At 72.8% G+C, this 12,752-nt stretch carries 13 protein-coding genes; 4 read left to right on the top strand and 9 right to left on the bottom strand.

Annotation, left to right across the window (positions count from 1 at the left end):
* Positions 1–116 precede the first annotated feature (116 nt).
* Both AB0J69_RS49375 and AB0J69_RS49370 read right to left on the bottom strand, forming a co-directional pair.
* Entirely contained in the window at positions 117–890 is a 774-nt protein-coding gene (locus tag AB0J69_RS49375) for an SDR family oxidoreductase (protein WP_364132973.1), read from the bottom strand.
* Between the two features lie 123 nt (positions 891–1,013).
* The gene (locus tag AB0J69_RS49370; RefSeq protein WP_364132970.1) at positions 1,014–1,565 is read right to left on the bottom strand and encodes a GNAT family protein; all 552 of its coding nucleotides are present in this window, start codon (positions 1,563–1,565) and stop codon (positions 1,014–1,016) included.
* Between the two features lie 112 nt (positions 1,566–1,677).
* Here AB0J69_RS49370 and AB0J69_RS49365 point away from each other — a divergent pair, with 112 nt between their 5' ends.
* Positions 1,678–1,848, top strand: a complete 171-nt coding sequence (locus tag AB0J69_RS49365) for a hypothetical protein (protein WP_364132968.1) — start codon at positions 1,678–1,680, stop codon at positions 1,846–1,848.
* Positions 1,849–2,038: 190 nt separating this feature from the next.
* Positions 2,039–2,902 (top strand): MBL fold metallo-hydrolase, encoded by an 864-nt coding sequence (locus tag AB0J69_RS49360; RefSeq protein ID WP_364132966.1) that lies wholly within the window; start codon positions 2,039–2,041, stop codon positions 2,900–2,902.
* Between the two features lie 131 nt (positions 2,903–3,033).
* On the opposite strand, the gene AB0J69_RS49355 is transcribed toward AB0J69_RS49360, so the two are convergent.
* From AB0J69_RS49355 to AB0J69_RS49335, 5 genes are all read right to left on the bottom strand, one after another.
* Complete coding sequence (locus tag AB0J69_RS49355; protein ID WP_364132963.1) at positions 3,034–3,891, bottom strand: geranyl diphosphate 2-C-methyltransferase; 858 nt, start codon at positions 3,889–3,891, stop codon at positions 3,034–3,036.
* A 34-nt stretch (positions 3,892–3,925) separates the two neighbouring features.
* Positions 3,926–5,089 carry a family 2 encapsulin nanocompartment cargo protein terpene cyclase gene (locus tag AB0J69_RS49350; protein ID WP_364132961.1) on the bottom strand — a complete coding sequence of 388 codons (1,164 nt, stop codon included), beginning with the start codon at positions 5,087–5,089 and terminating at the stop codon, positions 3,926–3,928.
* A gap of 27 nt (positions 5,090–5,116) precedes the next feature.
* Positions 5,117–6,511, bottom strand: coding sequence for a family 2B encapsulin nanocompartment shell protein (locus tag AB0J69_RS49345; protein ID WP_364132958.1), 1,395 nt, complete (start codon positions 6,509–6,511; stop codon positions 5,117–5,119).
* Positions 6,512–6,629: 118 nt separating this feature from the next.
* Positions 6,630–7,079, bottom strand: coding sequence for a group II truncated hemoglobin (locus AB0J69_RS49340; protein ID WP_364132955.1), 450 nt, complete (start codon positions 7,077–7,079; stop codon positions 6,630–6,632).
* A gap of 21 nt (positions 7,080–7,100) precedes the next feature.
* Positions 7,101–7,901 (bottom strand): SDR family oxidoreductase, encoded by an 801-nt coding sequence (locus AB0J69_RS49335; protein ID WP_364132952.1) that lies wholly within the window; start codon positions 7,899–7,901, stop codon positions 7,101–7,103.
* Positions 7,902–8,124: 223 nt separating this feature from the next.
* On the opposite strand from AB0J69_RS49335, the gene AB0J69_RS49330 reads away from it, so the two are divergent.
* A complete protein-coding gene (locus AB0J69_RS49330) occupies positions 8,125–9,285 on the top strand; it encodes a phospholipase D-like domain-containing protein (RefSeq protein ID WP_364132949.1) in 1,161 nt (386 codons plus the stop codon).
* Positions 9,286–9,540: 255 nt separating this feature from the next.
* Positions 9,541–10,497 carry a LysR family transcriptional regulator gene (locus AB0J69_RS49325; protein ID WP_364132946.1) on the top strand — a complete coding sequence of 319 codons (957 nt, stop codon included), beginning with the start codon at positions 9,541–9,543 and terminating at the stop codon, positions 10,495–10,497.
* A 25-nt stretch (positions 10,498–10,522) separates the two neighbouring features.
* On the opposite strand, the gene AB0J69_RS49320 is transcribed toward AB0J69_RS49325, so the two are convergent.
* Together AB0J69_RS49320 and AB0J69_RS49315 are read right to left on the bottom strand one after the other, a co-directional pair.
* Positions 10,523–11,767, bottom strand: a complete 1,245-nt coding sequence (locus tag AB0J69_RS49320) for an MFS transporter (protein ID WP_364132943.1) — start codon at positions 11,765–11,767, stop codon at positions 10,523–10,525.
* Between the two features lie 125 nt (positions 11,768–11,892).
* The gene (locus AB0J69_RS49315) at positions 11,893–12,660 is read right to left on the bottom strand and encodes an alpha/beta hydrolase (RefSeq protein ID WP_364132940.1); all 768 of its coding nucleotides are present in this window, start codon (positions 12,658–12,660) and stop codon (positions 11,893–11,895) included.
* Positions 12,661–12,752 lie beyond the last annotated feature (92 nt).

Genomic DNA, 12,752 nt, shown 5'->3' with positions numbered 1-12,752 from the left:
GGGATGGGAGGGCCGGTGCAGCAGAGGGGCGGTCTATGCGAAAGGTGGTCCGAGCCACAGGGGGTGGCCGGTGGGGAGGGCGTTTGTGGGCTGTGCGGGGCCGAGGAGGGCGGAGTTCAGGCGAGGCCGCCGTTGCTCATCAACAGCTGCCCGTTGATCCACTGGCCCTCGGATGAGCAGAGGAAGTCCACCAGGTGTGCGGTGTCCTGGGGAGTGCCGAGGCGGCCCAGGGGCGTGTGGCTGATCGCCTGCTCGCGTATCTCGCCGGACATCCAGCCGGTGTCCACCGGCCCGGGGTTGATGACGTTGGCGGTGACGCCGAGGTGGGACAGCTCGTGCGCGGCGGCGAGGGTGATCCGGTCCAGGGCGCCCTTACTGGCCCCGTAGGGCAGGTTGCCGACGGTGTGGTCGCTGGTGAGGGCGACGATCCGGCCGGTGCCGGGAGCGCCGGTGAAGCGCCGGGCGTACTCGCGGATCAGCAGCCAGGTGGCACGCGCGTTGACCGCGAAATGGCGGTCGAAGCTCTCGACGGAGGTGTCGAGCAGGCCGGAGGCGACCGACTCGCAGTGACACATCACCAGGGCCGTGACGCCGCCGAGGCGGCGCTCGACCTCGTCGAAGACGAGCGTGGGCGCGTCGGGGCCGGAGAGGTCGGCCTCGATGGCCGCGGTGACGGCGCCGAGTTCGGTGAGGTCTGCGGCGATGGCGTCGGTGGCGCCGGATTCGGGGCCCCAGGCCATGCGCTGATCGTACGGAGCCCAGAACGTGAAGGCGATGTCCCATCCGGAGGAGGCGAGCCGGCGGGCGATGCCCGCGCCGATCCCGACGGTGCGGCCGACCCCGGTCACCAGGGCGAGCGGGCGGCTCTCATCGGGAGTCCTGGTCGTCACAAGGCGAGATCATCGGCGATGCGCGCCTTGCCTGGCAACCGATTTCCGGGGCCCGCCGCCACCCTGGCGCCTCCGACGGGCTCTGGCGGCTCGCCCCGCGGGTGCCGTTCGGGGCCGGCACGCCTACCTGGCGGCCCGCCACTCGGGCGCGAGCACCGACCAGACCTCCATGTCCAGCCGCTTCCCCCGGTACGGGTAGCTCTCCCGCAGCACGCCGTCCTTCGTCATCCCGAGCCGCCGGGCCACGGCGATGCTGGGCTCGTTCGCCGACGAGGCGTGCCACTCGATGCGGTGGATGCCGCGCTCCTCGACGGCCCAGTCGATGATCACCCGGATCGCTCTGGTCACGAGGCCCTTGCCCACGGCCGACGGCTCCAGCCAGCAGCCCGCCTCGGCGACGCCCAGCTGGACGTCCATCGTACGGAAGAGGACACCCCCGACCAGCTCGCCGCCCGTCCAGATGCCGTGGATGCGCCCCTTGTCGGCCGCCGCCCTCTCCGCGTACGCCTGGAGGAACGCGCGGCTGGACTCCAAGTCGGTCACCACGTCGGGGAGCGCGACGTGCTGCCCGATGAACTCCCGCCCCCGGTCGATGTTGGCCAGGAACTCCCCGGCCAGCCACGGCTCCAGCGGGCGCAGCTCAGCGCCGTCGTCGCCGAGGGAGATCGCGTACATCGTCACACTCCACGGTCAAAGTCTGGATATATCGCGAAGGATCCTCTCATGGCGGGTTACGGTGCCGTGTTGTCGAACAGGCCCCGCTTTCCGCACCTCATCGAACGGTTCGGTGGCGAGCCGGCGCAGGCCGGAGCTGGAGCAGCTCTTCCGTCATTCCCGGGCCCGCTGCTCCGCCGTGCCCCGCTTCTCGGGCTGGATGAACGGCGCGATGACCAGGGTGGGTCCGCCGCTGATCGGGCCGACCGCGGTGGTGCCTTCGTACGCGGTGCCGCCGCTGTGACCCTTCGGTGGTGCGCATGCGCGTGCCGGTCAGGTGGGGGCCACCGGTGGCGGTGGCGGTGACGGTCGCACGCCGGAGCGGCGCGCTGCGCCGATCGTGCTCGTCGGCGCGCTCCGCCGCGTGCCCGCGGTCATGGCGGTGTCCGCGGGGAGGGCCGGCGGTAGGGTCGGGGAGTGGAGGTGGGTGGCAGGTGATTCATCGCTTCTCCGTCGGCGATCTGTCCTGCGCGGTGATCAGCGACGGCCAGCCGGAGCCGCCCTGGGAGCCCCCGCTGGCCGAGTTCTTCACCCCCGGTTCCGGGGTGCCTGAGGCCGAGCTGGGCGACGCCGTGGCCCGGGAAGGGGGCGGCCGGGCGACGTTGACGTGCGGGTACAACTGCGTGTGCGTGGAGACACCGGCCGGTCCGGCGGTGATCGACACCGGGCTGGGCAGGAGATTCCTCGGCTACGGCCCGGGCATCACGCCCCTGGTCGGCCGCCTCGGCGAAGGGCTGGCCGAGGCCGGGTTCCCGGCGTCCGGGCCGGTCGCCGTCGTGTTCACGCACCTCCACGAGGACCACATCCGGGGCGCGGTCTGGCCGGGTGAGCCGACGTTCCCCGAGGCAGTCGCGTTCGCGCACACCGCCGAGGTGGCGTTCTGGTCGGACCTCACCACGGCGCTCCCCGACGAGCAGCGCCGCCCGGCGCTGGAGGCGATCAGGCTCTTCGGCGAACGGCTACGCCCCGTCGAGTACGGCGTCGAGATCCTGCCCCACGTCCACACCATCGAGGCCGCCGGCCACACCCCGGGGCACACGGCGATCCTGCTGCGCTCCCGCGGCGAACGGCTGCTGTGCGTCGGCGACACCTTCTACGACCCGCTCCAGCTGGCCCATCCGGCCTGGCGCACGCCGTGGGACCACGACGCCGCGCGGTCGGTGGCCAGCCGCCGCCGGATCCTGGAGTGGGCGGCCGACGAGCGCCTCCCCGTCCACGCCTACCACATGCCGTTCCCGGGGCTGGGCCTGGTCGAGCGGCGCGGGGACGGCTTCGCGTGGCGGCCGCTCCCGTACTGAAGCTCCACCAGGGTGTTCGCGCAGCGGGTCCGGCCCGGGCGTACCGGGGGCTCCTGATCGTCCTCGTCCCGCTGAGAGGATGGCCGGACCGGCGGCTGCCGGGCCGAGGACGATGCGCGAGGAGGAGGCCGTCAGACGCGGTCGGCGGCGATCAGCAGGTACTGGAAGCTGCCGCTCTTGTAGGCGTCGAGGAAGGCCTCCTCGATTCCGGTGGCCAGGTGGGTCCTGGCGCGCAGCTCCCAGTACGGGATCGTGGCGGCCGTCAGGTCCACCACGCTGACCGGGACGAGGCGGTTGGCCGCCATCTCCTTGAAGTACGTGCTACGGGAGTGGATGTCGCAGATGTAGTGGGCGTTGATCTGGCTGATGGCGCGGGACGGCAGGCCGTAGGCGTCGTTGTAGCAGCCGGTGATGCACACGTAGCGGCCGCCCCGCCGCAGCAGCCGGGCGTGCTCGGAGAACAGCAGGGACAACTCGACGTACATCGTGCTCTCGTTGTTCCAGATCGCCTGGAAGGCCCCGGTCGGGAAGCCGGTGTCGAGCATGTTGCGGAAGTGGAAGCGCACCCGGTCGTCCACCCCCCGCTCCTTGGCCTGCTGGTTGGCGAAGGCCACCTGGGACTCGGAGATCGACACGCCGTCCACCTGGCAGCCGAAGCGCATGTTCGCCAGGATGCTGGAGCCGCCGCGGCCCGAGCCGGCGTCCATGACCCGGTGGTCGGGGCCCAGCGGGCCGAGGTGCGCGAGCAGCGCCTCCGCCTGCGCGGACTCCAGCCGGTGCAGCTCCTGGACGACGCGTTTCTCCCTGGACTCGGCGGGCGCGTCCAGGACGGACCAGTTCACCTCGCCGATGCCGTAGTGGTGGTGGTAGAGGCCGTCCACCTCCCCCAGCCGCAGGTTGACGGGGTTCTCCTCGGCGTTCCAATAGTCGGCGACAGACTGCTGGTAGAGGCTGCTCAGTACGGGGACGGCATTCGGGGTAACGGTCACCGCGGGTTCCTTTCCTGTAGGTGCGGTCGGGTCGTCAGGACTGGTATCGGGTGGTGCTGCCGTGCCATTCGAGGCATCCGCCCATCCACGCCTGCGCGCCGCGCAGATAGCGCTTGAGCTCGGGGGAGGGCACGGCGGCCAGCGCCCGCTGGCTCTGCTCGAAGCCGCGGACGAATGCGTTGTGCAGGTGGACGGTGCGCTCGGTGGCCTCGCGGGTCGAGCAGCCCTCCTCGGCGGCCATGAGCAGGATCACGTTGGAGTCGGGCAGCTCGTCGGCCGCCTCCTTGGCCGCCGAGTGCAGGTCGTTGACCAGGACGCTGGCGGTGCCGGCCTGCATGAGCGCGGTGTGGAAGCGCCGCTCGGCGAAGAGGTTGGCGGGCAGCTCGTAGCCGCCGACGATGTCGATGAGCGTCATGGAGGTGTAGAAGCTGTCGTGCTGGCGGGCGGCCAGGTAGCGCCAGACGGGCGGGGGCGTCTCCAGGTACCGCCAGGCGGCGTAGGCCGCCCAGCTCACGTACATCTGGCTGGTGATGTTGCAGATCCGCATGATCTGCGACGGGGTGGCGTGGCGGGACACGTGGCTCCTGGCCGAGCGAAGCGAGACCAGGACGGGGTCGCCCCGGATCTGCTCCTCCAGCTGAGCGGTGTAGTCGCCCGCGTCGGGCGGCGGGTCCATGGCCGAGGTCACCAGCGCGAGCCGGGGCGGCAGCTCCGTCGGCGTGGCGCCGAGGTCGGTCTCGTCGGCGTAGTAGTCGTCGGCTGCCCACCACGCGGCGTTCATCTGCGCCGCGATCAGCAGCTGGTCGGGGTCGTCGGTGTCGGCGTGGGCGAGCGTGGCCAGCCGCCCGAACCCGGTGGCGGCGAACTCCTCGATCCGCCCCTCGTGCAGCCCGATCCGCTCCGCCCACGCCACCAGCCGCCGGTCGACCTCGGCACCGAGCGCGTCGTCCACCCGGGCCGTCTCGGGGCAGTAGAGCGGCGGGTACGTCCCGTCCCCCCATTCGCGCTCGTAGTAGGCCAGCGGGGCGAGGCTCCCGCCGGCCGCCGGGAGCCGGCCCCCGTCCTCGTGCCCGTCCCCCTCCTCGAACCGGGGACGGGACGGCAGGAGCGCCGAGCGGAGGCTCAGCGTGTACGAGCCCAGGCCGGTCGGACCGGCCGGCACCGCGGCGGCAACGTCAAAGGGCGAAAAGTCTGGCATGGCGCGCCTCTTCCTAGGATCGGCCGGTCAGGAGCGCGGGGCGGCGACGTCGACGTCCTCCAGGATCCCGATCGCGTCGGGCACCAGGATCGCCACCGAGTAGTAGGCGCTGACCAGGTACGACATCACGGCCTGCGGGTTGATGCCCATGAACCGCACGTTGAGGCCGGGCTCGTACTCCTCCGGGATGCCCGTCTGGTGGAGGCCGACGACGCCCTGATCGTCCTCACCCGTACGGAGGGCCAGGATCGAGGTGGTGCGATCCTCCGAGACGGGGATCTTGCCGCAGGGGAAGATCGGGATGCCCCGCCAGGCCGGCACCTCGTGGCCGTTCACCTCGGTGCTGCCCACGACCAGGCCGCGCTTGTTGCACTCGCGGAAGAACGCCGCGATCGCCTTGGGGTGGGCCAGCAGCAGCCGCGTCTTGCGGCGCATGCTGATCAGCTCGTCGAGGTCGTCGGGGGTCGGCGGGCCGGACCAGGGGTAGATGCGCTGGCCGTAGTCGGTGTTGTGGAGCAGCCCGAACTCGCGGTTGTTGAGCAGCTCCCACTCCTCGCGCTCGCGCAGCTCGTGGATGGTCAGGCGGAGCTGCTGCTCGATCTGGCTCATCGGGTCGTTGTAGAGGTCGGCCACGCGGGTGTGGACGCGCAGGACGGTCTGGGCGACGCTGAGCTCGTATTCGCGCGGCTCCAGGTCGTAGTCGACGAACGTGCCGCCGATGACCGGCTCGCCGGAGTGCCCGGCCGCGATGTCCACCGCCGCCTCGCCGCGGCGGTTGACCGGCTTGCGCAGGGTGTCCAGGTAGCGGCCGATGTGCTCGCGGAGCGCGGGGGACTGCTCGGAGATCCGCTCGAACGCGTTGCGCGGCGACACCAGGATCGTGCAGGCGGTGGCGGTCCGGTAGGTGCACGGCCAGCGCGGGTCCTGCTCGCCGAACGCCTCGTCGCCGAACTGGTCGCCGTCGGCGATGACGCCGAGGAACTGGGGGTTGCCGTACCTGCCGGTGGCCAGGCGCTCGACGCGGCCGTGGGCGATGACGCAGGTCCCGTTGACGGGCCGGCCCGCCTCGGCGACGATCTCGCCCGGCCGCAGCTCGCGTGCGGTGAACGTGCCGGCGAGCGCCGCCAGCACCTCGGCGTCCGCGAAGCCGCGCAGCGCGGGGATCTCCGTCAGCGTCTCCGGGACGATCCGTACGTCGCCCGCCCCGTGACGCGCCACGCCGACGCGCCCCCGCCCGGGCCGGTGCGTCAGCCGGCGGTTGACCCGGTACGTCCCGCCCCGCACGTCGACCCAGGGCAGCATGCGCAGCAGCCAGCGGGAGGTGATGGCCTGCATCTGCGGGCGGGTCTTGGTGGTGGTGGCCAGGTTACGAGCGGCCCGGGTGTCCAGGCTCAGCCGGGATTCCGTCGGCTCCGCGGGCATCTTTCCTCCGGAGGTCGGCAGGCAGTCGCTACTAAAAGTAATCAAATGGATACTGTGCGTAGAGTCTCCTGGCAGACAGGAATCCTGACGGCCCCGGAAGGGTGACCTACCCCTGCGGTTATACGCGGCCCCGCCAGGACCAGCGGGGCACGGGCAGCCCGGCGGGCACCTCGGCGTCACGCGGCGAGTAGCCCAGCACCTCCCGGACGGCCCACTCCATGTACGCGCGCAGGCTCGCCCGCAGCTCCGGGTCCGCGGGCAGCCCGGCGTCGTCGATCGCCCCCAGGAAACAGGCCAGGAAACGCTCGCCCAGGTCCTCCTCCATGCCGTTGCCCGCGTGCAGCTCCAGCATCCCGGAATGGCCGTCGGAGGCCCGCGAGTAGCGGTCGGGCCCGCCGAACACCTCGCCCCAGTAGTCGGCCAGCCGCCGCACGTGGTCGGGACGTGTCCCCCGGGAGAACGGGTGGTTCAGCACGGGGTCGAGCAGGCAGCGCCGGTGGTGGGCGGCGGCGAGCGCCAGGAAGGCCGGCTCGCCGCCCGCGTACTCGTACATCGAGGGCCGGGTCATGTCCCCGACCCTGCCATCGGTCTAGATCGCGCGCCAGTCACCGGTGCCGAGGGCGGAGGCGCCCTGCGGCCCCATCAGGGTCATCCCGCCGTCGACGAACACCGTCGCCCCCGTGACGTACGAGGCCGTGGGCCCGGCGAGGAAGGCCACCACGGCGGCCACCTCGCGGGCGTCGCCCGGCCTGGGGATGGGGTTGCCGGGCCGGCTGCCCGTCTGCGGCGGCACGTCCTCCTGCCCGGTCATCGGGGTGGCGATCTCGCCCGGCGCCACCGTGTTGACGGTGATGCCGTGGTCGGCCAGCTCCAGCGCCAGGACCCGGCTGAGCAGGCGCAGCCCGCCCTTGGCCGCGCAGTACGGGCCCGAGCCCACCTTCGGGTACTCCTCGTGGACACTGGTGACGTTCACCACGCGGCCGCCCCGGCCGGCCGCGACCATGCGCCGGGCCGCCCGCTGCGCGCACAGGAACGGGCCGTCGAGATCCACGGCCAGCACCGACCGCCAGCGCTCGTAGTCCATCTCCAGCAGCGGCTCGTGGCTGCCCGTGCCCGCGTTGTTGACCAGCACGCCGAGCCCGCCCAGCTCCTCGGCCAGCTCGTCCACCACGGCCGCGGCCCGTACGGGGTCGGTCAGGTCGTGCCCCCGGACCGCCGGAGCCCGGCCCAGCCCGCGGATGAGTCGCGCCGTCTCCTCCGCCCCCTCCTGATCGGTGTGGTACGTGATCCCGACGTCGAACCCCTGCTCGGCCAGCGCCACGGCGGTGGCCTTGCCGATGCCGGAGTCGGCCCCGGTGACGATCGCCACCCGGTCGTATCCGTCGTTCATGGTCCCCCTCGTGTGCCCGAGCCTCCGTGCGCCGTCACCTTCCCCCGGTGACCGATTGAAACGGCGCCGTCACGGGCGCGGCCGGGGCCGGATGATGTTCGCCGATCGTTCAGTGCGCCGTCAGCGAGACGTCATCATGATCACGGACGTCTCCTCCACGATCTTTATCGGATCAGTCCAAAACCACCGATCAAGGCTGGCCGTAACGTGCGAGGAGTGCCGCATGCCGAGCAAGTCCCTGTCCGCCCTGGCGGCGGGCGCCGTCCTGGCCACCGCCGCGATCGCCGGCACCGGTACGGCCGCCGCCCAGGCGTCCGCCTGCGCCGACGCACCCGCCGGCCCCGTGGCGACCGGCGCGGTGTTCAGCGAGCCGGTGGGCGGGGACCCGGCCGCCATCGTGCGCACCCTCTGCGGCCTCGTCCGGCAGACGCCCGCCGGGGAGAGCATCCAGGTAGCGCACTTCGTCATGTCCGGCACGGCCGGCACGGAGTTCGCCGCCGCACTGATCGAGGCCCACCGGCGCGGCGTCAAGGTGCGCGTCGTGCTGGACGGCGACCAGCGGGGCGCGGCCGTGGCCGCCCAGCTCGCGGCCGGGCTCGGCACCGACGTCGCCGGTGACTCCTGGGTGCACGTGTGCACCGGGCCGATGTCGGGCGGCACCGCGGCCTGCGTCGGGAACAAGGGGCAGCACAACAAGTTCTACCTGTTCTCGCGGGCCGGGCGGGCCTCCGACGTGGTCGTGCAGTCGTCGGCCAACCTCACCGACCTGAACTCCACCACGTACTGGAACAACGCCGTCGTCCTGCCCGGCAACAGGCGCCTGTACGCCGCGTACGACGCCTACTTCGCCGACCTGGCCGCCGAGCGGAAGAACCTGGACTACTACCGCGTCGTCCAGACGCGCGGCGTGCGCGCGCACTTCTTCCCCAAGGCGAGCGGCGACCCGATCGTCGACCACCTGGACAAGGTCTCCTGCCGGGGCGGCACGACGATCAGGCTCGGCATGTCCGAGTGGGACACCTACCGGATCGCCATCGCCGAGCGGCTGCGCGATCTGGCCGGCGACGGGTGCGCGGTCCAGATCGTGTACGGGATCATGGACGACGAGGTGAAGGCCGTCCTGGCGGCGCAGCCGCGCCTCGAGCTGCGCGCCCTGGGCTCCGGCAGCGCACTGCCCGGCCGGGTCCACTCCAAATACCTGCTGATCGAGGGCTCCTACGACGGCGACCGCGACGCGCGCTGGGTCTTCACCGGCAGCCACAACTACAACGAGACGTCGCTGCGCCGCAACGACGAGACGTTGCTGCGGCTGAACGACAAGGACGTCCACCGGCAGTACGTGGCCAACTTCGACCGCATGCGCGCCGCCGCCACCGCCGCCTGAAAGGCGGTGGCTCAGCGGTCGCCGGCCAGGACGATCCGGGCGAGCCTGCCGGTCAGCGCGCACGAGACCGGCGGCGCCCCGGAGCGGGTGACGTCCGGCCGCCGCCATCAGCGGAACGCTTTTATGGCCGCACTTCACCGATTTCAAACGTGCGGTCAATCATGATGGCCTGCCACCTCAGCGAATATTCCGGTGGCCGGGATTTCGACACGCTCCCCCGATTTTCGAAATGACCGGGGCCATAAGATTGCCACCGTGTTCGACATCACCAAGCTGCGCGTGCTGGTCGCCGTCGCCGACCACGGGTCGATGACGCTGGCCGCCGCCGCGCTCACCTACACGCAGCCCGCCGTCTCCCGGCACATCGCGCTGCTCGAACGGCAGGCGGGCCTGCCGCTGGTGCGGCGTACCGGGGCGGGCGTGGAGCTCACCCCGGCCGGGGAGCTGCTCACCGGGCACGCGCGGGCGGTGCTCGACCGGCTGGCCGTGGCGGCCGGCCAGCTCGCGGCGCTGCGCCCGGACGACCCCGGCCCCATCATGCTCGGCTCGTTCAGCAGCGCCAACGTCTCGCTCGTCCCCGAGGTCTTCCGCCGCTACCGCCGGGCCGGCCCTTCCGGCGAGCTGCCCGTGCCGCCGGTCATGCCGCCGGTCATGCCGCCGGTCATGCCGCCGGTCATGCTGCCGGTCACTGTGCCCGAGCAGCACGTGGACGACGTGCGGTCGGGCCGGCTGCACCTGGCGCTGGTCACGCAGTGGGACGTGGACGGCCGCGACCTCGACGGGCTGGAGCTGGAGTTCCTCGTCGAGGACGAGCTGCTGGTGGCCCTGCCGCGCGGCCACCGGCTGGCCGGGCCCGGGCTCACGCTCGCCGACCTGGGCAGCGAGAGCTGGATCGAGGGCAGCCACCCCGACTGCCTGGGCCCGCTCGCCCGGCTCTTCCGGGAGAGCGCCGGCTACGAGCCCGCCGTGCGCTTCCACTGCGACGACTGGACGGGCAAGCAGGGGCTGGTCGCGGCCGGGGCCGGGATCACGCTGGTGCCGTCGCTGGCCAGGCGCGACGTGCGCGCCGACATCGTGCTCACCCGGCTGCACGACGTGGACCTGCGCCGGCGGCTGCACCTGGTGACCGCCGAGAGCGCGGAGCAGGTGCCGGGCCTGGCGGCGCTCACGCACCTGTTCGCCGAGGTGGCGGCCGAACACGTGCCCGGCTGAACGCCCTCCGCCGGTGTGCGGCCGCTCAGGGGGTGTGCGGTTCGGGGGTTGCCGCGGGGACGGTGGTTCTGGGGCGGATCAGCGCCACGGCGGCGGCCAGGACGGAGGCGGCCGCGCCGACGATCGCGCCGGGGCCCGGGGTGCCGGCCCGCTCGATGACGTAGCCGGTCAGGGAGGTGCCGGCCGCGAAGCCGATCCAGTTGGCCGAGACCAGCCAGCCGAACGCCTGCGTACGGGAGCCCTCGGCGGCGCGCTCCGCCACGATCTCGGACTCCATGGCGTCGGCCGGGCCGTTGGCGAAGCCGATGACGAACAGCGTGGCCAGCGTGGCGGCCAGGCCGAGGTTCAGGCCGAGCAGCAGGATGGAGGCGCCGTACAGGGTCAGGACGGTCGTGAGCTGGGCGGGCAGCGTTCCTGGGAGCCGCAGGCCGCCGTACAGGAAACTGCTCAGCACGCCGCCGACGGCCATCAGGCCGAGCAGCAGGCCGGCGCTGGCGCCGATCTGCGTGGCGTGGGCGACGGCGGTCACGTTCACGGCGCCGATCCCGGCGGCGGCCAGCGCGACCGCGGCCAGGATGCCGGCCTGTCCCGCCGGCCACCCGAAACGCCGCACGGACAGCCGCACGGACAGCTGCGGGGACTCGGCGGTGGGTACGGGGGAGCGCGCGTGGCCGGTGGCGCGGACGGCGGGGGCGGTGGCCAGCCACAGCGCCCCGACGGTCGAGACGACGGCCGTCGCCACCACGGCCGCCAGCGGGGACAGCACCGCGACCAGCGCGCCCACCAGCATGGGGCCCACGATGAAGACGCCCTCGGTCATCAGCCCGTTCAGCGCCAGCAGGGTCCTGCGGGCCTGCGCGCCCGTCACGTACGTGGTGAACACGGTGCCGGTGACCGCGCCGGACGGCGGGTTGACCGAGCCCACCAGGAACGCGGCGGCCACCAGCAGCGGCGGCTCGGGCAGGAGCAGCACGGCCGCGACGAAGGCGGCGAACGCCAGGAGCTGCAGCGTCACACCCGTGACGAGAGAGCGGCTGAGCCCGAGCCGGTCGGCCCGCCTGCCCCAGACGGGCGCGGCGATGGTGAGCGCGACCGCGTACGCCGCCGTGACCGCGCCCGCGCTCGCATACCCGCCGCCGGCCTCGACGGCGGCCAGGAGGAGCGCCAGGCTGACCATCCCGGCCAGCAGGCGGCACAGGAACGCGGCGGCCACGACCCGGGCGATCCCGGGAATTCGCAGCGCCTCGCGATAACGGTTGAATGCCCCCATGAAATGACCGCCCTCTATTCGCGGATCGCTTTTTCCCCGATGCTGGCGAGCGGGTTCCGGCGCGGTCAAATAAGGGTTCCGCATGGCATTATGCGATTACCGCATAATGCCGTCTCGCGGCTTGCTCACCATCCCCGGCCGCGCAGGAAGGCGGCGCACCGCCGGGTCCAGTCGCCGACGACGGGGTCCGGCTCGGCCAGCCCGAGCCCGTGCCGGCCGCTGGGATAGACGTGCACCTCCTGGAGCACGCCGTGGCGGGCGAGCGCCTGCGCGAGTCGCAGGGTGTTCTCGACGGGGACCGCCTCGTCGTCGGCGGTGTGCCACAGGAACGTGGGCGGCGTGGCGGGGCCGGCGCGGTGGGCGAGGGAGAGCCGGGCGCGTACGGACTCGGGCGCGTCCCCGCCGACCAGGTTCGCGGCGGAGCCCTGGTGGGCGGCCGGGCCGGTGAGCGTGGTGACGGGGTAGCAGAGCACGGCGAGACCGGGGCGAGGGTCGGCCTCGTCGATCGCGTCGTGCGGCCCCTCCGTCAGCATCGGGCCCGTCTCGGTGGCGAGCAGCCCGGCCAGATGCCCGCCCGCCGAGAACCCGAGCACCCCGACCCTGGCCGGGTCCACGCCGTTGGCGGCGGCGTGGTGCCGCACCCAGCGCACGGCCCTGGCCGCGTCGAGGAGGGGCAGCGGATGGCGGTGCGGCGCGATCCGGTAGTGCGCGACGAACGCCGCGATGCCCAGCGAGTTGAGCCACCGCGCCACCGGGGCGCCCTCGTGGTCGGCCAGGTGCTGGTAGGCGCCGCCGGGGAGGACCACGACGGCCGGGGCCGGGCGGTCGCTCCGTACGGGGAAGGCGGTGATGGTGGCCTCGCGGGTCGTGGGCCACAGGGGGTGCTCGCTCATTCGGGCGCCTTTCGTCTCGTTCGACGACGGATGTTAGCGAGGGCGCCGATCCCGGCGAGCAGGGCCCGGCGAGCAGGGCCAGGCGAGCAGGG

The organism is Nonomuraea sp. NPDC049709, assembly GCF_040674815.1.
GTDB lineage: Bacteria > Actinomycetota > Actinomycetes > Streptosporangiales > Streptosporangiaceae > Nonomuraea.
Note: the sequence above shows the minus strand (reverse complement) of the source record. Positions and strands in the feature narration are given on the sequence as shown.

What these genes read in the sequence shown, in the direction of transcription:
- AB0J69_RS49370 (WP_364132970.1), bottom strand. Translation starts at nt 1,565, where the DNA reads ATGTACGCGATCTCCCTCGGCGACGACGGCGCTGAGCTGCGCCCGCTG.
- AB0J69_RS49350 (WP_364132961.1), bottom strand. Translation starts at nt 5,089, where the DNA reads ATGCCAGACTTTTCGCCCTTTGACGTTGCCGCCGCGGTGCCGGCCGGT.
- AB0J69_RS49345 (WP_364132958.1), bottom strand. Translation starts at nt 6,511, where the DNA reads ATGCCCGCGGAGCCGACGGAATCCCGGCTGAGCCTGGACACCCGGGCC.
- AB0J69_RS49340 (WP_364132955.1), bottom strand. Translation starts at nt 7,079, where the DNA reads ATGACCCGGCCCTCGATGTACGAGTACGCGGGCGGCGAGCCGGCCTTC.
- AB0J69_RS49335 (WP_364132952.1), bottom strand. Translation starts at nt 7,901, where the DNA reads ATGAACGACGGATACGACCGGGTGGCGATCGTCACCGGGGCCGACTCC.
- AB0J69_RS49330 (WP_364132949.1), top strand. Translation starts at nt 8,125, where the DNA reads ATGCCGAGCAAGTCCCTGTCCGCCCTGGCGGCGGGCGCCGTCCTGGCC.
- AB0J69_RS49320 (WP_364132943.1), bottom strand. Translation starts at nt 11,767, where the DNA reads ATGGGGGCATTCAACCGTTATCGCGAGGCGCTGCGAATTCCCGGGATC.
- AB0J69_RS49315 (WP_364132940.1), bottom strand. Translation starts at nt 12,660, where the DNA reads ATGAGCGAGCACCCCCTGTGGCCCACGACCCGCGAGGCCACCATCACC.